Source organism: Prevotella melaninogenica (assembly GCF_013267595.1).
GTDB lineage: Bacteria > Bacteroidota > Bacteroidia > Bacteroidales > Bacteroidaceae > Prevotella > Prevotella melaninogenica_D.
In genome coordinates, this window is the sequence record NZ_CP054010.1 from 1309256 (window position 1) to 1328845 (window position 19590).

Below are 19590 nucleotides of genomic sequence, written 5' to 3' on the forward strand. Positions count from 1 at the left end.
TGCCTTAACTCCCCTAACTTCACAACTCCTTAACTCCTTAAAAAGAAATGCTTCAAATAGAGATAGATAACGGTAGTGGTTTTTGCTTCGGTGTGACTACTGCCATTAAGAAAGCCGAAGAAGAATTGGCAAAGGGTACAAAGCTCTATTGCTTAGGTGATATCGTACATAACAGTATGGAGGTGGAACGCCTCACAAAGAAAGGACTCATCACGATTAATCATGAGCAGATGCGCGAACTTCATAACGTGAAGGTTTTGCTGCGTGCACATGGCGAACCACCTGAGACTTACGAACTTGCAAGACGTAATAACATTGAGATTATCGATGCTACTTGCCCTGTGGTTCTTGCCCTTCAGCGTCGTATTAAGACACAGTATGAGAAAGGTCGTCAACCTTCTTATATGATATCGTCAAAGGGCGGAGCTGCTGTTGATGAACTTTCAAGCCTTAAGCCAGTAACGAATGAAGCGGTGGAAACCTCTACTTCTTCTGTTTCTCTTCCTCCTGCAGTAGGCGAGGGACAAGAGCTTAGTGCCTCCTCTTCCATTGTTATCTTTGGAAAGAATGGTCATGCCGAGGTGCTTGGACTTGTTGGTCAGACCCATAGTCAGGCGATTGTGATAGAGAAGTTTGAAGATGTTAAGGCGTTAGACTTTAATAATGATATCTATCTCTACTCACAGACGACAAAGAGTTTGGATGAGTTTCATAAGATTATAGAATACATTCAAAGTCATATCTCACCCAAAGCAAAGTTCCAAAGCTTTGATACCATCTGCCGACAGGTTGCTAATCGTATGCCGAACATTTCAACCTTTGCTGCTCGACACGATTTAATTCTCTTTGTGGCAGGCCGTAAGAGTTCAAATGGTAAGGTCCTCTTTCACGAATGTTTGAGTGTAAACCCAAACTCCCATCAGGTTGAGAGTGCAGACGAAATCGACATGAGTTGGTTTGATGGAGTCGAAACAGTAGGCATCTGCGGGGCTACGAGTACGCCAAAATGGCTGATGGAAGAATGCCGTGATGAGATACTTCGACGTACAAAATAGTATTTTTATTACTTCTTGTTGGATATATAAGTTACTATAAAAAGGATATAGCGGGGTTACCTTTACGAAGGTAATCCCGTTTTTTGTATACTATCTTTTAAACGTATGATGTTGGCTCCTCCCGTAATATAGACTGATAAACTAAGACGCTCATATAATATGACACACAGAGTCACAGAGTGGATGGAGGTAAACGCAATGTTACGGAGGTGATGATGACAAAGAGCAACGGAGGTGTAGCGTACAGATTCTTGATAACTATTTTGGGATAAACGCTTTGTATATAAATTGCTAATAGAATTGGCAAACAAGCTCCGTCGCTCTATGCACCGACGGTGCCTCTGTTACTTCCATTGCTTTGTTTTAATAACCCTCCGTCCTCTCCGTGCCTCCGTGTGACATTGCCTCAAACTCTAAACACAAGTGGCAAACCTTATCACTCAAAATCCTGAAGTCCCCTTTTTCACATAACCAACAAGAGTATCTTTCTTTTCAAACTTAATTCCATTATCCAAATCTTCAAGGAAACTTTTCACCTTGTCATAATCCATCTGAAGAATAAGGTTATTTCTTTCTTTTTCAGGAATAGTGGTATCAAGATTCCAATTGTGTTTTTTGAATAAGTTCTTCATTTTTTCGACTTTAAGACTTTCCAGAGAAGAAGCCTTAGTATTATTCACAACATATTCTTGAGAGCAAGAAGAAATGAAAATGGTAACAAAAGCTAAAAACCCCAATAATATTTCCCTTTTTCTCATATACAAGTAGGTTTTAAATTAAATTTATAGTGTTTACAAAATTAACGCATTAGTTTATAAAAAGCAAATAATAAGGGATGTTTTTTGAATTTCTAACTCTGTTATCGGACACAATCAAACTAAAAGTCTTATATAATAGGCACACAGAGTCACGGAGCGGACGGAGGTAAATGCAATGTCAATGGAGGTGCCGATGGCACAAAGAGCGACGGAGGTGTAGCGTACAGATTTTTGATAACTATTTTGGGATAAACGCTTTGTATATAAATTGCTAATTGAATTGGCAAACAAGCTCCGTCGCTCTATGCACCGACGGTGCCTCCGTGACTTCCATTGCTTTGTTTTAATAATCCTCCGTCCTCTCCTTTTCTCCGTATGACATTACTTCAAACTCTAAACTCAAGTGGCAAACCTTATCACTCCAAAATCCTGGAGACCCCAAAATATGTTTAGGTTCTAATGACTGCATGGATTAATTTTGATTTCGCACTTGGTACTTGAATCTACCTTTTCTTTTATTATTACGAAGTATCTTTACATAACTTCGGGTTAAATCTCCTTTTCATGCGTATAAAATAGAATTTCTAAATGTGTTTGTAACTGTCAGGTATACAGTACGTTACTAACCTGTATTTTAAAAGGTACTTATTGAGGGTCCAAAAGGGCGTTAGTAAGACTTCAAAAGGGCATCTTTTAGAAGCCTATTAAGCCTCTTTTCGAAGGCTAAAGACCATATATAAAATTCAAGGTGTACGAAAAATATTTACATACGTTTGTCGGTTGTGGCTAAGTGAAGGCATAAATGGCAGAAAGACAATGTAAAGAATAGGCAAAGAAATAATATTTTTTAAGTTTCAATCAAATATTTGTGATAGATGTTATGAAATGATATGTTTTTAATATATAAACTTAAAAAATATTTGCAAGATTTTTGTTTTTTGTGTACTTTTGTAGATTCGCTGTTAAAAAGCGGCTTTAATAAAAAAGAATATCAGTATAATTTGTATTCTACTTTTTTAATTTATAAGAATAGTTCTAAACATTAAAGTACCAGAGGGGAAATGAGAAAAGAAATGCAAAAAAGTAATCTCGTATTACGAATTTGGGCAGTACTGGCTCTGATGTTAATGCTTAGTATAGGGTCAACCGTATCGGCACAAACACAAGATGTCGATAAGATGGTGGTGACGCTGTCTATGAAGCAAACAGAAATGAAGACCTTCTTAGATGAAGTGTCAAAGCAAACAGGATTACAATTTGATGTGACTCCCGAACTACTATCTCAAGCGGAGAAAGTTAACATTGACGCACAAGCGCAGCCTGTTCGTGCCGTGTTAGGACAAGTCTTTAATAAGACTGGTTTTAGCTATAGTATTGATGGCAACAGCGTGAAACTTGTTCGTAAACCAACACAAGAGAAACGGAAGGGAGTATATGGACAGGTAACCGATAAAGACGGTCTGCCTCTGCCTGGTGTAACCATCCGAATGAAAGGCTTTAATGGCGGTTATATTACGAATTTAGATGGTCAGTATGAAATTAATACCGACTTGCCAGAGGTTACGCTCACCTTTAATTATATAGGATATAAGCCTTTAGAAAAAAAGGTAAAGAATGGTACGGCTGGTAACTTCACGATGCAGGAAGACGTTGGTGAGTTGGGTGAAGTCGTCGTAACAGGTTTTGCTACAAAGAATAGAAACAGTTTTACTGGTTCGCAAGTATCTATAAAGAAAGACGAATTGTTGTCTGTTGGTACAAAAAATGTACTTACGAGTTTGGCTAACTTTGTGCCAGGTCTTAGCGTGTTAGAAGATAACCTTGGCGGATCTGACCCAAATAAGATTGCTGATATCAATATTCGTGGACGCGCTACCTTCTCAGGTCAAGCTAACTTACCTGTATTCGTTGTTGACGGTTCTCAGGTAAAGGTAGACTATGTCAATGATATGGATATGAATGATATCGAGTCTATCACCGTACTCAAAGATGCGTCGGCATCAGCACTCTATGGTGCGAAGGCTTCTGCAGGTGTTATCGTCATCACAACGAAGGCACTCAAGGGTGGTAAGTTGAGATTTAATTATAACGGAACATTACGTTTGTCAACTCCAGATTTGAGCGATTATAAATTACTTTCAGCATCACAAAAGCTTGAGTACGAGCGTTTGGCAGGTCTTTACACAGCGACCAACTTAGCGGACCAATATGCGCTGCAAAACAAGTATGCATCCTATTACAACCAGATTCAAGACGGTGTAACAACCGACTGGATTAAGAAGCCACTGCGTAATGCGGTTTCTTCACAGCATAGTGTAAGTATCGATGGAGGTGATGAGCACGCACGATATAACTTAGGTGTGCGTTATGGAGATGAGGAAGGTGTAATGAAGGGTTCGAGTCGTGAGCGTTTGTCAACAAACTTCAAACTCTCATATAACCTTTCTGGTAAGTTCTTTATCAGTAATACGGCTACTATCTCATCTGTAAAATCAACTCAGTCGCCATATGGTGACTTCTCTGAGTGGGTGAAGCAGAACCCATATGAATATCCATATGATGAGTATGGCGCATTGAAACCAAAGTTGAATTATGACCTCTCTAACCCTTTGTATGAGGCATCGTTAGGTAGTTTCAACAGAGGAAATACGCTCGACGTATTAAACACAACAACACTTCAGTTATGGTTGGGTGAGAAGTTCAGAATTGATGGAGACTTCTCAATACAAAAGACGAAATATGAAGGACGTAACTTTGTGTCACCATTCTCGGCAGATCAGATTAAGAACGTAGCCGATGTGTCACGCAGAGGACTACTGAAAGAGACTTTCACCAGTACAACTACTTATCAGGGTAAGTTGATGGTGTCATACAATAACTATATATTTAGTAAGTTGTTCCTTACCACGATGGCTGGTGCAACGATCGAGTCAAACTCTGTCGATGGTAGTACGTATGGTTCTGTAGGTTATTATTCAGACAACGTAGCCCATCCATTGTTGGCAGGAAACTATCCAACAGGTAAACCAGGTGGTGTAGACAATAAGTATAATGGTGCAGGTTTCTTCGTAAACCTTAACACAATATGGGATAACCGTTACTTCTTAGATGTGATTTATCGTTATGAGGGTTCGTCTAAGTTTGGTAAGAACTCTCGTTTTGCACCTTTCTGGAGTGTGGGAACAGGATGGAATATTCATAATGAGAAGTTCCTTAAAGGTTCACCTTTCCAGTTGTTAAAGCTTCGTGCAAGTTTGGGTTATCTTGGAAACATCTCGTTTGAGCCATATCAGGCGTTGACAATGTATACCAGTTTGGCAGGTCTTAACTATATAAAAGGTATTGGTGCCGTACCAATGGGTATTGGAAACAAGAACCTTAAGTGGGAGAGAACACTCAGTGCCAACCTCGGTCTTGATCTCACAATGTTCAAGGGACGCTGGGACTTCTCGGCAGATGTTTATGTAAAGAATACAGACAACTTGTTGCTTGACATTACTAAGGCTCCATCATTGGGTATTACCACGTCACGTGAGAATGTTGGAGAGGTAGAGAACCATGGATTTGAGTTCCAGACACGTGTTATTCCTATTAAGAATAAGGATTGGGAGTGGTCGTTGAGCCTTAACTATGCCTACAACAAGAATAAGATTAAGAAGATTAGTAACGCTCTTCGTGAACAAAACGAGAAGAACCAAGCAAAGGGTGGTGTGACACCATTGCCTATTTATGAGGAAGGTCAGTCGTTGACAGCATTGAAGGTAGTTTCTTCAGCTGGTATCGATCCTATTACGGGTAATGAGGTCTTCATTAAGCGTGATGGCAGCCTTACGTTCGTTTACGATCCTAATGACAAGGTCGTTTATGGCGATACCACACCATTCGGTATGGGTTCAATCGGTTCTTACCTTACCTATAAGCAGTTCTCAATGGGAATGTCTATGCGTTATTCTTTCGGTGGAGTTGTCTATAACCAGACGTTAGCAAGTAAGGTGGAGGGTGCCGACCCACGCTATAATGCTGACGAACGCGTATTTAGCAGCAGATGGAAAGAAGTAGGTCAGCAAGCAAAGTACAAGCGAATTAGCGATTCAAGCGTACCTATGCAGACATCACGATTTGTTGAGACAAATAATTATATCACGCTGAGCAGTCTCTCACTGGCATACGAAGTTCCATTGACATTCATTAAGCGATATGGCTTGAAGCGTTTACACTTGGAGATGTTGGCTAATGACCTCTTCTACCTCTCATCTGTAAAACGTGAGCGCGGATTAAGTTATCCTTATGAGCGAAGTGTAGAGTTCTCAGTAAGACTTGGATTTTAAACCGATGATGGCTGACACATTAATATAATTGTGAAAGACTATTTAGGTAACAATAAGAAAGAAATGAATATGAAGAGAATATCATATTATACAAAACTATTGGTAGGTGCTGTCATGATGCTATCTGTGGTATCGTGTAACGACTTTATAAATGTTCAACCAGCAGGACAAGTTGATGAGGAAGAGCAGTTCTCATCTATCCGTGGTTTCCGTAATGCGATGTTTGGTGTTTATGGTAGCATGGCAACGTCAGACTTATATGGTGGCAACTTAGGCTTTGGTTTCATAGACCAGTTAGGACAGATATTTGGTTACGATAACTCGTCAGAGACAAGCTACTTCGTAGGTCAATACGATTATATGCGAAGTGATGTGCGCTCTATTGTTGATGCCATCTGGACAAAGCAATATCAAGCAATATCATACGTCAACAATATAATTTATCAAACAGAGAATGCTAAGTTTGAGCATGCAGAGCTGCCTTTGATGCGTGGTGAGAGCTATGGCTTACGTGCCTTTATGCACTTCGACCTCGTTCGTCTTTTTGCTGAAGACTATGGTCAAAGCAATGCGTCAACACGTGGTATACCATACTCAACGTCTTTCGACCTCAATAATAAGAAGTTATTGACTTTGTATAAAACGTACGAGGCGATATTGTCGGATTTGGATAAAGCTGAAGAACTTTTGAAGAACGATAATGTAGTAAACGTTGAGACAACAGCTTCCAGTGACTATCTAAAAGGACGTGCTGTGTTCTTTAATAAGTATGCTGTGGCTGCTACAAAGGCAAGAGTTTACTATGCTATGGGTGACGAGGCGAATGCGGCTAAGTATGCTAAGCAGGTAATCGATGCAACCAATAACTTCTCATTGAAGAAGTATAGCTCATTGAGTGATGTAAAGCGTTTCCCTGCAGCAGGAGAATTGATCTTCGGTTTGTATAACAATACGCTTTCAAGCACTATCTCTACGCTTTTCTTATCACAGACTGCACGCGGTACATTCACTGAAGGACGTAGAGATCTTGAGAATCTGTATGAAACATCAGCTTTCTCGGCTACAAGTACAGACTTGCGTTACACTGGTTATTACAGACAGAATACTACACCAGATGGTTTGAAGACCTATTCTTTTGTAAGATTCTTAGAGAGTGATGCACAGGTGAATAGCAATCCTTTACAGGGCTTGACGCTAATCCGTTTGCCAGAGATGTATTATATCTTAAGCGAATGTACATACGATAGTAATAAGGCAGAGGCAGTTAGATTACTCAATGAAGTGAGAAAAAGTCGTGGATTAGAGGATGTTGATAGCGCAAAGGTAGCAACACGCGAGGCTTTCAATAAGGAGATGTTGCGTGAGCGTATGCGTGAGATGCCTGGAGAAGGACAAACGTTCTATGCGGTGAAGCACTATAACAAAGCATTTACTGACTTTAGAGGTATTACCACACGTCAGCCATCTAATTCCATCTTCGTCTTGCCTTGGCCAGAAACGGAGAAAGAGTTTGGAGGACAGTAAGTTATTAAACACTTTATGAAAATGAAAAAAACAATAAGAAATATACTACTTGTTTGCGCTGGTGTAACCATGTTTGCAGCATGCAGCAACGTCGACTTTGATGGTGAACATAGTTCTGACGGCATGTTTGAACCAACAAATCAAGTTAGCTTCTATTATGCACAACCAGGTGATACCGTTGTGAATTATTCATTCGGAGTAAAGCCTGTTGATACACTTACACACGTGGTTTATCTCCCCGTGCAGCTCGTAGGTAATCTTTCTGCTGAGGCGCAACCCTTCAGTGTAGAAGTAGGTAAGGGTACAACAGCTGTTGCAGGGAAGCATTACACACTTAACGCTGACACCTTGCGTTTCGCTCCTAATGCTTATCGTACCTATGTTCCTGTAACGTTGATACGTGCTAACTTGTCAGAAGATAAGGATGATTCAATACGATTGGTATTGAATTTAGTAGGGAAGGATAAGTTGGGAACAAGACTTACCAAGAACAATACGGTAAAAATAACCTTTAACAACGTACTCTCTAAGCCTGATTTCTGGGAAGTGATGGAGAGTTATTGGGGTTTAGGAGCCTTTACCAAAAACAAGTATCGTAAGTTACTTGCTTATTATGACAGTAATGAGGCTACTATCAGAGATATCATAGAAGGCTCTGATGTAACGGCACAAGGCTATCTGTATCAGCATGTACAAGAGGTAGTTGCTTACTTTGCAGCGCATCCAGATGAGTTGTAAAAAGTAGGATAGGTATTGTTACTTGTCTTAAGGTATAATCGACTGTACACTGAGTATCGTTTCAATAAGGAACTTTGGTTTACGATAAAACGATGATTATACCTTATGATAGAATGAATATTGGTAAACAGATAAATAAGAAATAAGATGATAAAGAAATATTTATATCTTCTCTTGGCACTCCCATTAGTGGCATTGTCATTTCAGTCATGTATAAAAGACGAGTCTTATGGTCCTTCTGGCAATTCGTCTAAGTTGTCATTGGCACAGAACTTACAGGAGAAATACACCCTTAATAGATGGGATACATTGAAGATTTCGCCTAATGTCGTACAGACAAATGAGCAAAAGAAGATTGACTATGAGTGGGAAGTAAATGGTAAGGTTGTATCGACCGATGCTTCTCTTAAATATGTTTGTAAGGACTTCGGCACTTTCCCATGTCGATTAAAGGTGAGCAATGGAGATAATATTCAATATTATGAGTTTGGACTAAATGTACAATACTCTTATGTTGATGGTCTTTACATATTAGCAAGCAATAGCGGAAAGACAATTGTTTCTTATCTGCCAGAGGAAGGAAGTACAAAGACTTTTGACTTAGATGTTCTGCAAAAGAATAACCCAAGCATTGATTTCACAGGAGAACCTAAGGGAATTGATTATGCGTTAGCACGTGATAACAAGACTCCACTCTTGTTTGTTGCCGTGGGAAGTCCAAGTACTATCTATGAGTTCGACGGTAATCTGATGAATATGCGCTTCACTACTAATAGTACAGGCGATGTTACATATCTTAGAAAGAGTGCCTTGACATATCCAAAGTCAATGCTGACAATGGTAAATCATGCGCCAAACCGATTGACACTCTCAGAGACAACACCCTTCAACTTAGGTAAGTCAATAAAGGATGCTTTAGGTTCCGACATATCTTTAGCTGATGCTGCTACAGCTTGGAAGCAGCAAGACCTACGTTATGTACAAGGCTACGTAATGTTTGATAATGCTGAAGGACGATTGGTCGCACAAAAGGTACAGGCTACAGGTAAGGTGCCTGTTGAGTTATTGAAAGGTAAGTTTACGGGTGAAACACTTGTTGGTATGGGACCTGTTGACAACGAGCGTAACATCGTTTTACTCACATGGAATGCTACTTCATCAAAGTTTAAGTGCTATTATATCTTCCCAGGCTTCTATCCTTCTACAGCTACAAAGGTTGAGGCAGCAGTTGTAAAAGATGAGGCTGTTGTACCAGCTACTGCGGGTTTGACCACACAATCAGTTGTACGCGTATCTGCAGAGAAGAACTTAGTTTACTATTCTGCTGGTAATAAGCTGTATGCTTACAACGTATTGTCTGGTGGTAATTTCCCACAAAGCGCATTAACAACCTTTGGAGATTCCAGTGAGACTATCGCTGATATGTTCATTTTAGAAGGAAGCAATAAACTTTATGTAGCTACAAATGTGGCTTCAGGTCAGCTTGTGGGAAGCATTTACTGTTTTGATATGAACGAAAACAAATTGCTTTGGGCGAAAAAGAATATTACTGGACGTATCAAGAGCATTACATACAGACAATAATGAACGTGGCATGTAAGGAGATTACATGCCACATTCAAACCATAATTCCGACATGAAAACAAACAATATAATGGCAACACTGCGCACAATAGGAATAGGCTTATTACTATTGTGCGTTAATGTTAGGGCTTTTGCCGATGATAAAAAAGGCGACGAAGAAAAAAAAGCTAAGAAGGAAACAAAATACGATAAACTATTTAAGGACAAGAAGAAGGAAACTGCAAGTAGTAAGTTTATCACTGTACATAAGAGTGATGGGAAACTCTACTTGGAGGTTCCTGTCAAATACTTGCATAAAGAGATGTTGTTGGGTGGTGGTATCTCCTCAACAACAGACCCTACCTATCTGACCATTGGTACAAAGAGCTTCACTCCTTTGCATTTCTTCTTTGAAGTTCAAGACAGCAGCTTGGTTATGAAGACACCTAACAGTGTGGTTTATTCAGATGGTAGTGCAAGCGCTGAGATGCAAGGAGCCTTGAAGATTAGCTATCGTGACCCAGTCTTGATGGGCTTTAAGATTGCTGCTTACAACAATGATAGTTCGGCTATCGTGATAGATGCAACAGATCTCTTGGCACGTCCTAACAGTATGTTACCCATTATTCCAAAGAAGTCGGGTGATTTAGCATTGTCAGCTTCGCCTAAGAGCGAAATGTCTTATGTTAGAACGATTAAGAGTTTTGATCGTAATATAACGATAAACGTTGATTTCAACTATCTACTCACTGCCTCACTCATGTCTTTACCAGTTGCGAGTGAGATTCCAACGACCGTAGGTGTTACCTATAGTTTAGCATTATTGCCAGATAGTAAGATGCGCCAGCGCGTAACTGATTCGCGTGTTGGTATTGCATCTGTATCTAAACTCACCTTCGATAATAACATAGCAAAAAGTAAGCAAACATTCATAGCACAACGTTGGAACCTCGTTCCACAGAATCTAAAGGCTTACGAACAAGGTAAGTTATCAAAGCCTGTTAAGCCAATATGCTTTTATATTGATGATGCCTTCCCTGTTGAATGGAAGAATGCGATAAAGCAAGGAGTAGAACTTTGGAATAAGGCTTTCGAACAAGCGGGTTATCAAAAGGCTATTGAAGCCTTAGACTTCCCAAAGAATGACCATAACTTCGATGCTGATGATATTGCCTATTCTTGCATTCGATACGTGCCAAGTACAGCTGAAAAGGTTACATCTTCTTTTTTGGCGAACCCACAAACAGGAGAAATCATCAATGCGTCTGTGTTTGTTCCTGCCAATGTCGGTGATCAGATTTACCGTTGGTTATTCTTAGGTTCAGCAGCATCAGATGCCACAATGCGTACTTCTCATCTTCCACAAGACAAGTTCAATCAGGGTTTGAAGTATATGGTTGCATGCGAAGTAGGGCGAAGCCTTGGTTTGCTTGATAATATAGGAGCATCGTATTCCTATCCTGTTGACTCACTTCGTAATAGCACATTCACACATGCCAACAATCTTGCAGCATCAATAATGGCTAATACACCTTTTAATTATGTTGCTCAGCCAAGTGATAAGGGTGTTGTTTATATGCCAGAGAGTGTTGGACAGTATGATAAGCATGCTATCGAATGGGCTTATCGTTATTTCGACCCATCAAAGACAAGTTTAAGTGCTGAGACCGATGCACTTGAGAAGATGGTTGATAAGCGTGTACAGAATCCTCGTTATCGTTTCTTCCGAACCTCTTCATTGATTTGGGACCCACGTGTACAAGAAGGTGCATTGGGCAATGATGCGATTAAGGCAAGCGAATATGGATTGCGTAATATGCAAATCGTTGAAAACAACCTTTATAACTGGGTGAAAGACGATGATGATAGTCGCATCAAAGAGAAGTTATATCTGGCAATCTCTCAGCAGAGATATGCTTTTTTCAAACGTGTGTTGAGCAATGTTGGTGGTATCTTCTTAAACGATATGAAAGTAACATCGGGTGTTCCTCGCTATGAGGTGGTACCTAAAGCGCGTCAGCGTCAGGCGATGTTATGGTGCTTAAATCAGGCAAAGCATTTTAAGCAATATGCTAACCCAAACTTTGAACGTAAGGGATTTATGGCTATAAGCTATTACGACCAGCTCTTAGAGTTTATTGGATATGACCTCTTTGGTGTTCGTACACGCTTGGCAGTAGCATCACATCTGTCATCACAGAGTTATAGTCAGAAAGAATATTTCGACGACCTTTTCTCTTCACTCTTCCAAAGTGCACAATTGTGTAAGGCTCCATCTCAGGAGGAGCGTGTGTTACAACGTGCTTATCTAACGTATTCACGTGCGGTTATCGACAAGGCTAACAAGCAGGGTGGTAATGGTCCAGCAGCACTTCAGTCTACATTGGTTAACGGCAGTCAGACGAGTAGCACTGCCTATGGTAACCCTACAGCCTCACTCGCACCAACAGTTGATGCTGCTTTGTTAGACGGCTCGGCTATTTACTTCTACACTTCACTGTTGAAGCTAAAGCCAATGTTGGAGAAGTGTGTCAAAGCAAACCTCTCACCTGATGCGCACTCACATTATTCTATGTTGCTCTTTAAGGTGAACAAAGCTTTGGAGGATGGTCAATGAAATATTCATTAATAGCTAATCAGTTAATGCGTCGCATACTATTACTTCTGCTTCTCTTCTCTCTGGTCGCAACATCGGGAGCGGCTTTCCCGTTTTCAAAACGTAAGAAGAAGGCGCAGAGCACACAAACAGAAAAGAAATCGGCTTACGAGCGTGCCCTCACCGAGCAATTAACGGAGTCGGTGCGTGGTAGCTTTGTCTCGTTTCATAAGACTGACGGACGTATATTGATGGAGCTTCCGAAGCAGTCTTTGGGTCGCGACATGATTATTGGCGTAACCATTTCGTCAGTGTCAAATCCTAAGATGGGCGACTTAGGCTTTAAGAATTCCAACTTAGTGCATGTACGCTTCATTGAGAAAGATAGTTCTGTGGTGATGCAGGTGGTAAATACCGACTTGTTTGTACCAAAGAATCAGCCCTCAGCTACGCTTGCTGCAAGGCTGAATTATGATAATCTTGATTTCTTTTCATTTCCTATCAAGGCACACAACGACTCCACTGGAGCCGTGCTGTTCGATGCTTCGTCCTTTATTCTCAAGGAGAATCGCTTCTTCCCAGTGATTGCAAAGAATGTAGGGTCGTACACAGTAAACTCATCTTTGAAAGATAATCTTACAAGGGTGACAAAACTAAAAGTCTTCGATGAGAATGCCTGTGTCGGTATGGATAGGCATTACATCATTAGTCTCTCTGGTAAGAAGGGTTCGCCTATCACCAACTATCCCGTAACGATTGGCGTAAACTTTACGTTAGCTCTGTTACCAAACGACTTGATGACACCTCGTTTGAGTGATACACGTGTGGGAATGTTTCTTATGAACAAAGATGTTCTTAAGAAGGATGGGTCAATTGATAAAGCAACATTCGTTAAGCGTTGGCGACTTGTACCGAAGGATACGGCTGCCTACTTTGCAGGCGAACTCTGCGAACCAGCAAAGCCAATCGTCTATTATGTAGAGAATACATTCCCTCCACTTTGGAAACGGGCTATCAAAGCTGGTGTTCTATGGTGGAATAAGGCTTTCGAACGTATTGGGTTTAAGAATGTCATGCAGGTGGCAGACTTCCCTGAGAACGACCCTAATTTCGACCCTGATAACTTCAAGTATTCTTGTATCAGATACTTACCTACTGACGTCGAGAATGCTATGGGACCTTCGTGGACCGACCCTCGAACAGGAGAGGTTATCAATGCAACTGTTCTTGTTTATAATGATGTTGTAAACACTATCAACAACTGGCGATTTGTTCAGACGGCACAGATTGACCCTCGTGCACGTGGAGCGCAGATGCCTGACAGTATTATAGAGGAGACACTCGAGTATATTATTGCGCACGAGATTGGTCATACGCTTGGATTTATGCACAACATGGCAGCATCTGCAGCACTTCCAACCGACTCGCTGCGCTCTCCTGCCTTCACGCAAAAGTATGGTACAACGGCTTCAATCATGGATTATGCACGTTTTAATTATGTTGCACAACCTACTGACCACGGCGTTAAACTTACTCCACCGCGTCTTGGCGTCTATGACTACTATGCTGTTGAGTGGGCTTACAAGCTTTTCCCTGGTTCGAAGGGGTTTGAGGATGATGCGAAACAGTTGCGATTATTGGCTGAAAAGCATGAAGGCGACCCTTTCTATCGTTATGGCTTACAGCAAACGGGAACGAAGTATGACCCTTCTGCTATTGAGGAAGACCTCGGTGATGACCCTGTAAAGTCGTCTACCTATGGTATGGACAATCTTCGAATGATTCTCAAGAACCTTGATCATTGGATTGGTGATGAGGATGGTGATAGTCGTAAGGCTGAGTTATATAATGAGGTGTTGTCTCAAGCTATGCATTATGTACGTAATGTTAGTGTTAATGTTCCTGGCATCTACCTCTATCAAACAAGCGAGAAGTCGGCCTTACCACGCTATAAAGTTGTGCCTAAGGCTAAGCAAAAAGAGTCTGTACAATGGCTTCTGAAGCAAGCACGTACGTTTGCAACGCTGGGTAACGATACAATCGAGAAGAAACTACCATTCGGAGCAAACAAGCCTTTTAAGATTTTAGCTCGTGATGTGCAGTCGCTTGCTATGATGGCAACGTCAAAACTTGCTATTTCTTATTATCTTGACTCTACCTCTTATTCGCCAATTGAGTATATGGAGGATGTTTATCAAGATGTCTTTGGCAAGACGATTGCCGGTAAAGAGAATCTTTCAGTGGCTGACCTCTCTATGCAACGACTCTATGTTGACTTATTGCAAGAGGGTGTCTCAGATATGAAGCAAGCACCTAATGTTCATAATCTTCAGATGCCTTTGACTTCTGTAAATAGTGTTATCACTAATATGTTACGAGGAAACGAGGCTGAAAAAGAGCATACGGAATGTAGTTATTTGGCAGACAGACAACGAAGTTTAGATGATGATACTCATTTTCTTAATTTCGGTAATGGCTATGGTGAGCCAGAACCTTTGTGGGGAACAACTGTCAATCGCACTTCAGAGTTCCAATTAGAGTATGCGCAGAAGTTACTTTCTTTGTTGGAAACAACCATTCCACGTGTTTCTTCTCCTGATCTGAAAGCACATTATATGCTTCTTGAAAAGCGTTTGAAGAAGTATTTGAAATAATAGAATTCTTCAATTCGATAAACTTAAAGCTCTCTATAATTCTCATAATTATAGGGAGTTTTTTGTTCTTTCGGAATATGAAGTGATAAACTAAGCTCTAATATTATAAAGTACACAGAGTTTACTTATAGTTTGCAATTAAATCTTACGTGGGAAATGAGCAGAATCATGCTCAGAAAAATGTTTACATAAATTCAAGGTCTGCGTAAGTAAAAGATAAGAAAAGGGTCTTTCTTCCGCCTTTGTAACTAAAAGATAATCAAGTGGTTGTGAAACGGTGTGCGTAAAGGTGCTTTCTAAGACTCTTAAAGGGCGTTAGTAAGACTTCAATTAACGCCCTTTAGAAGTGCTATAAGGCATCTTTTCATGTGCAAAAGAGCGTAGATTGAAAACGAAGATATGAAAAAACAGGACAAAGACATCTTCTTTATCTCTGTTTTTGTATGGACGAGACTTTTATTATCGCTCGTAAAAGTTGCAGAAAGCAAGTAATTTTAGAGGATGAAAGACGTGCTTTCTCTCATTTTAATAATAGTGATAACGCTTATTAGTGATAGAAATAATGCTTATCAGCAGGAAGTTTCCACAACTTATTTAGCTGCCTCCTTGCTTATTTCTTTTTCTTTTTGAATAAGCTGAACTTATTATTAAAGAGGCTTGAAGATTGCTTACCGCCAAACATACGATAGAGCTTCCACGTAAGGATAAGTCCATCCAATACGCCCGCACCAACATTGAATGCACCAGAGAAGCGCTGGGTAGGCGTGTTCTTGTCTTTCGGCTTATGCATAAGCTCATTCCACAACCCCGCAATCTTGTTGCTATCCTTGGTCAAGTCTGTACGCAGCTGTGCCTTGCGCAAGCGAATGTCGTTCAGCGACCTATAATTGGTTCCAAAGTGAGTGGTCTGTTCAGTCATAAGCTTATTTTGACATTAAGAGACTTCCCAAGAATCTTACCAATGGGCGTTCAATAAGACTGCGACGTAGTAAGATGAAGAAAAAGAGTAATAGCAAATAGCTACCACCAACAATGAGGAAAGCCCAAATAAGTGAACCCACCAATGTCTGCAATGCAAAGGCTGCAGCAAAGGAGAGATAAATTAGGGAAATTAATAAGATAGTGCAGAAAACAACCATGATTGTAATCACGGTCAGTAATCGCACGACCTTTTCAATTACATCGAGCTTCATGTACTCTGACTGAAGCCCGATATAATGCTTTAGCACCTCTACGAGTTGTGCTATTGTTTCTACGTTCTTATCGTTTGAGAACATCCTTTGTAATTTAGATAGCGTCTGAAGCTGCATCCTTGATATCCTCAACGAAATCCTCAGCTTCCTTGCGGCTGAGCTTGATATCATGCTTCTTGCAGAAATCGTCAACAGCATCAGAAATCTTTGAACGTGTGTCTGTACCCTTCTCTGGAGCCAAAAGAAGTCCGAGAGCTGCGCCTGTGATGCTACCACAGAGGAATGCGCAAACATAACCTAATGTCTTCATAATCTCTTTTTTTTATTGTTAATGAATAGTTCTTTCTTTATCAATGGCAAATATAGTCAAAGTTTCGCATAATAGCAATAGATAGGAAGTATTTTTGTGTTAAAAATCTTACAAAGAGTTTATTTAACAAACTTTATTGACGCTGCTTTCTTACTTCTGCTTCTTATTTTGTAACTTCGCACGATAATTACATAGTAAATTAATAGTATAATCAATAAAAACTAAGGGATTATGAAGAAATTTATGGTTTTGGGCGCAGCTATGTGTGTGGCAATGGCTTTCACTGGCTGTAAGTCAAGCGAGAGTGCATACAAGAAGGCTTACGAGAAGGCTAAGTCTCAGGAGCAGAATACTACTACGAATAATGATGACAACACAACTCAGCAGGATGCTGTGGTAGCTCCAGTAGAGACTCAGCCAGCTACTCAGGCTCCTGTTGTTGATAATTACGACAATGAGCCAGTACGTCGCGAGACTGTTTCTGTTGTAAATGGTTCTGGTTTGAAGGCTTACAGCGTAGTTGTTGGTTCATTCGGAGTTAAGTCTAATGCTGAGGGCTTGCAGCAGCGTTTGAAGAATGCTGGCTACGATGCTCAGGTTGCTTACAATGCTGGTAACAATATGTATCGCGTTGTTGCTTCTACTTACGACAGCAAGGCTTCAGCTGTTCAGAGTCGCAATCAGCTCCGTGCTACTTACGCTGATGCTTGGTTGCTCTCTCGATAAATGAGTAGAATTTTAGCGATAGATTACGGTAAAAAACGTACAGGATTAGCAGTCACCGACCCATTGTGCATCATCGCCAATGGGTTGGCGACTGTTCCTACGTCTGAACTTTTTGAGTTTTTGAACCAGTATATCGTAAAGGAAGCGGTCAGTCAGCTTGTCATTGGCAAACCTATACAGCCCAATGGTCAGCCGAGTGAGAACCTCGCTCGTGTGGAGCAATTTGTCAATCGTTGGCGCAAGGCACACCCAGAGTTGCCTATTGATTATTATGACGAGCGCTTTACGTCGGTTATCGCTCATCAAGCAATGATTGCGGGTGGGGTTAAGAAGAAGACCCGCCGTGAAGATAAGGGACTTGTTGACGAGATTTCGGCAACAATTATCCTACAAGATTATATGAGGTCCAAGGGGCTTTAATCCGTTTGAAGCTTATGTTTATTAAGCTTTGAAACGTTTGGAAATCAGACCCTTGAAGCCTTGAACCGTTTGATTGTTAAGCTGATAGAGTTTTGCGCTATTTGATGATTAAACGTGTTGGACACCTATTAAGTTTAAAAGAAAGAAAAGAATATGGTATTACCCATTTACACATATGGTCAGCCAGTGTTGCGAAAGGTAGCCGAAGATATCCCCCTCGATTATCCCGACCTCCAAGAGCTGATACAAAATATGTTTGAGACCAACACCGCCAGCGATGGTGTAGGTTTGGCAGCACCACAGATTGGTAAGTCTATCCGTGTCGTTGTTGTCGACTTGGATGTGCTCTCAGACACCTTCCCTGAGTATAAAGACTATCGTCATGCATTCATCAATGGTCACATCCTTGAGTATGATGACTCTGAGACGGAGACCTTGGAAGAGGGATGTCTCTCTCTGCCAGGTATTCACGAGAGTGTGACACGTGCAAAGCGCATCTACGTAAAGTGGTATGACGAGAACCTCGTTGAGCATGAGGAGTGGATTGATGGCTATCTTGCTCGAGTTATCCAGCATGAATTTGATCACCTCGAAGGTCGTGTCTTCACTGATCGTCTCTCGGCATTCCGCAAGCAGATGATTAATAGCAAGCTCAAAGCCCTTCTACAGGGAAAAGTTCGCTGCCACTATCGTGTGAAGGCTCCACGTAAGTAAGCCTATGTTGCGTGGTATCGTAGTATCCTTGCTTTGCCTATTGGCATTACCGTCAGCAGCCCAATACAACGTCAAGAAGATGATGGAGGAGGGGAGGCGGACGCTTGATCAGGGATACTACGTTACTTCCATGCAGATTTTCTCCCGTATCGTTGCCCTCAAACCAAATCTATACGAGGCTTGGTATTTGATGGCATTGTCAAAGTATCACCTTGAAGACTATAAGGGTGCTGGTGATGATTGTCGCCGTGCTTTGACTTTACAGCCCTATATTGCTGATATCTACGAACTTTATGGTATGTCTAATATCCATGTGGAGCGTTACGACAGTGCTATCGTTGCCTTTACCCACGCGCTTGACATAACCCCCGACAATCGTGACTATTGGTTTAATCGTGCTTATTGTCTCTATCAAGTGGGCGATAGCAAGGCTGCTCTTCAGCAACTTGATTATATCCTCAAGCGATGGAAGCCCTTCGATGCAGCCTCCCAGCTTCGTGCCGACATCGTAGCGGGTAGGAAGCCAAAGCAGCAGCCCATGAAGTCTAACACTCCGTATTTTTACAAGCTACCGAGTCTTCGTATTGAAAGTGAAGGCAAGTCAAACCCAATGAAGAATAAGCCCCTCTTTTCCCTTTGAACTTTGAGCATTGAACTTTGAACATTATGATTTGAACTACGAATTTCTCTAATTACGCTAATGCTTATTGCGAAATAATTCGTACAATTCGCGTAATTCGTAGTTAACTTTGAACAATTCCCGACTACGAATTTCTCTAATTACGCTAAAATTATTGTTAAATAATTCGTGTCATTTGCGTAATTCGCAGTTAACTTTTTGATTTGCGTTTAACCCTTAAGCTACATCGGTAATCACAATTATGAATTATGAATTCTGAATTATATTTGGATTTTGAATTTTGAATTATTGTAGTAATCACAATTATGAATTCTGAATTATGAATTTTGAATTATATTTGGATTATGAATTATGAATTCTGAATTAAAAGT

Annotated in this window: 15 protein-coding genes; 11 read left to right on the top strand and 4 right to left on the bottom strand. The window is 40.8% G+C overall.

Annotated elements, in window-relative coordinates; genetic code table 11:
• The first annotated feature begins 47 nt into the window (after window positions 1-47).
• Window positions 48-1055, top strand: coding sequence for a 4-hydroxy-3-methylbut-2-enyl diphosphate reductase (locus FIU21_RS04850; RefSeq protein WP_004360309.1), 1008 nt, complete (start codon window positions 48-50; stop codon window positions 1053-1055).
• Between the two features lie 440 nt (window positions 1056-1495).
• On the opposite strand, the gene FIU21_RS04855 is transcribed toward FIU21_RS04850, so the two are convergent.
• Entirely contained in the window at window positions 1496-1813 is a 318-nt protein-coding gene (locus FIU21_RS04855) for a hypothetical protein (RefSeq protein ID WP_004360308.1), read from the bottom strand.
• A 1061-nt stretch (window positions 1814-2874) separates the two neighbouring features.
• Between FIU21_RS04855 and FIU21_RS04860 the strand changes: the two genes are divergently transcribed.
• The 6 genes from FIU21_RS04860 to FIU21_RS04885 all read left to right on the top strand — a co-directional run bounded on the left by FIU21_RS04860 (window position 2875) and on the right by FIU21_RS04885 (window position 15216).
• On the top strand, window positions 2875-6141 hold the full coding sequence (locus FIU21_RS04860) for a SusC/RagA family TonB-linked outer membrane protein (protein WP_004360307.1): 3267 nt from the start codon (window positions 2875-2877) through the stop codon (window positions 6139-6141).
• Between the two features lie 69 nt (window positions 6142-6210).
• Window positions 6211-7665, top strand: a complete 1455-nt coding sequence (locus FIU21_RS04865; RefSeq protein ID WP_036886313.1) for a RagB/SusD family nutrient uptake outer membrane protein — start codon at window positions 6211-6213, stop codon at window positions 7663-7665.
• A 21-nt stretch (window positions 7666-7686) separates the two neighbouring features.
• Window positions 7687-8403 (top strand): DUF4843 domain-containing protein, encoded by a 717-nt coding sequence (locus FIU21_RS04870; RefSeq protein ID WP_231291334.1) that lies wholly within the window; start codon window positions 7687-7689, stop codon window positions 8401-8403.
• A 147-nt stretch (window positions 8404-8550) separates the two neighbouring features.
• Window positions 8551-9987: a PKD-like domain-containing protein gene (locus FIU21_RS04875; RefSeq protein WP_004360304.1), complete on the top strand. Its 1437-nt coding sequence runs from the start codon at window positions 8551-8553 to the stop codon at window positions 9985-9987.
• 52 nt (window positions 9988-10039) lie between these two features.
• Window positions 10040-12583 carry a zinc-dependent metalloprotease gene (locus FIU21_RS04880; protein WP_036886310.1) on the top strand — a complete coding sequence of 848 codons (2544 nt, stop codon included), beginning with the start codon at window positions 10040-10042 and terminating at the stop codon, window positions 12581-12583.
• Between the two features lie 26 nt (window positions 12584-12609).
• On the top strand, window positions 12610-15216 hold the full coding sequence (locus tag FIU21_RS04885) for a zinc-dependent metalloprotease (RefSeq protein WP_081445980.1): 2607 nt from the start codon (window positions 12610-12612) through the stop codon (window positions 15214-15216).
• Window positions 15217-15826: 610 nt separating this feature from the next.
• On the opposite strand, the gene FIU21_RS04890 is transcribed toward FIU21_RS04885, so the two are convergent.
• From FIU21_RS04890 to FIU21_RS04900, 3 genes are read right to left on the bottom strand one after another with little or no spacing between them, the layout of a single operon-like run.
• Window positions 15827-16135 (bottom strand): hypothetical protein, encoded by a 309-nt coding sequence (locus FIU21_RS04890; protein WP_004360301.1) that lies wholly within the window; start codon window positions 16133-16135, stop codon window positions 15827-15829.
• Between the two features lie 4 nt (window positions 16136-16139).
• Window positions 16140-16493 (bottom strand): phage holin family protein, encoded by a 354-nt coding sequence (locus FIU21_RS04895; RefSeq protein ID WP_004360300.1) that lies wholly within the window; start codon window positions 16491-16493, stop codon window positions 16140-16142.
• A 10-nt stretch (window positions 16494-16503) separates the two neighbouring features.
• Window positions 16504-16719: a YtxH domain-containing protein gene (locus FIU21_RS04900; RefSeq protein WP_004360299.1), complete on the bottom strand. Its 216-nt coding sequence runs from the start codon at window positions 16717-16719 to the stop codon at window positions 16504-16506.
• Between the two features lie 231 nt (window positions 16720-16950).
• On the opposite strand from FIU21_RS04900, the gene FIU21_RS04905 reads away from it, so the two are divergent.
• From FIU21_RS04905 to FIU21_RS04920, 4 genes are all read left to right on the top strand, one after another.
• Complete coding sequence (locus FIU21_RS04905) at window positions 16951-17445, top strand: SPOR domain-containing protein (RefSeq protein ID WP_004360298.1); 495 nt, start codon at window positions 16951-16953, stop codon at window positions 17443-17445.
• Window positions 17446-17865 carry a Holliday junction resolvase RuvX gene (gene ruvX / locus FIU21_RS04910; RefSeq protein WP_004360297.1) on the top strand — a complete coding sequence of 140 codons (420 nt, stop codon included), beginning with the start codon at window positions 17446-17448 and terminating at the stop codon, window positions 17863-17865.
• Between the two features lie 153 nt (window positions 17866-18018).
• A complete protein-coding gene (def, locus tag FIU21_RS04915) occupies window positions 18019-18579 on the top strand; it encodes a peptide deformylase (protein ID WP_004360296.1) in 561 nt (186 codons plus the stop codon).
• A 4-nt stretch (window positions 18580-18583) separates the two neighbouring features.
• Window positions 18584-19219, top strand: coding sequence for a tetratricopeptide repeat protein (locus tag FIU21_RS04920; RefSeq protein WP_036886277.1), 636 nt, complete (start codon window positions 18584-18586; stop codon window positions 19217-19219).
• Window positions 19220-19590 lie beyond the last annotated feature (371 nt).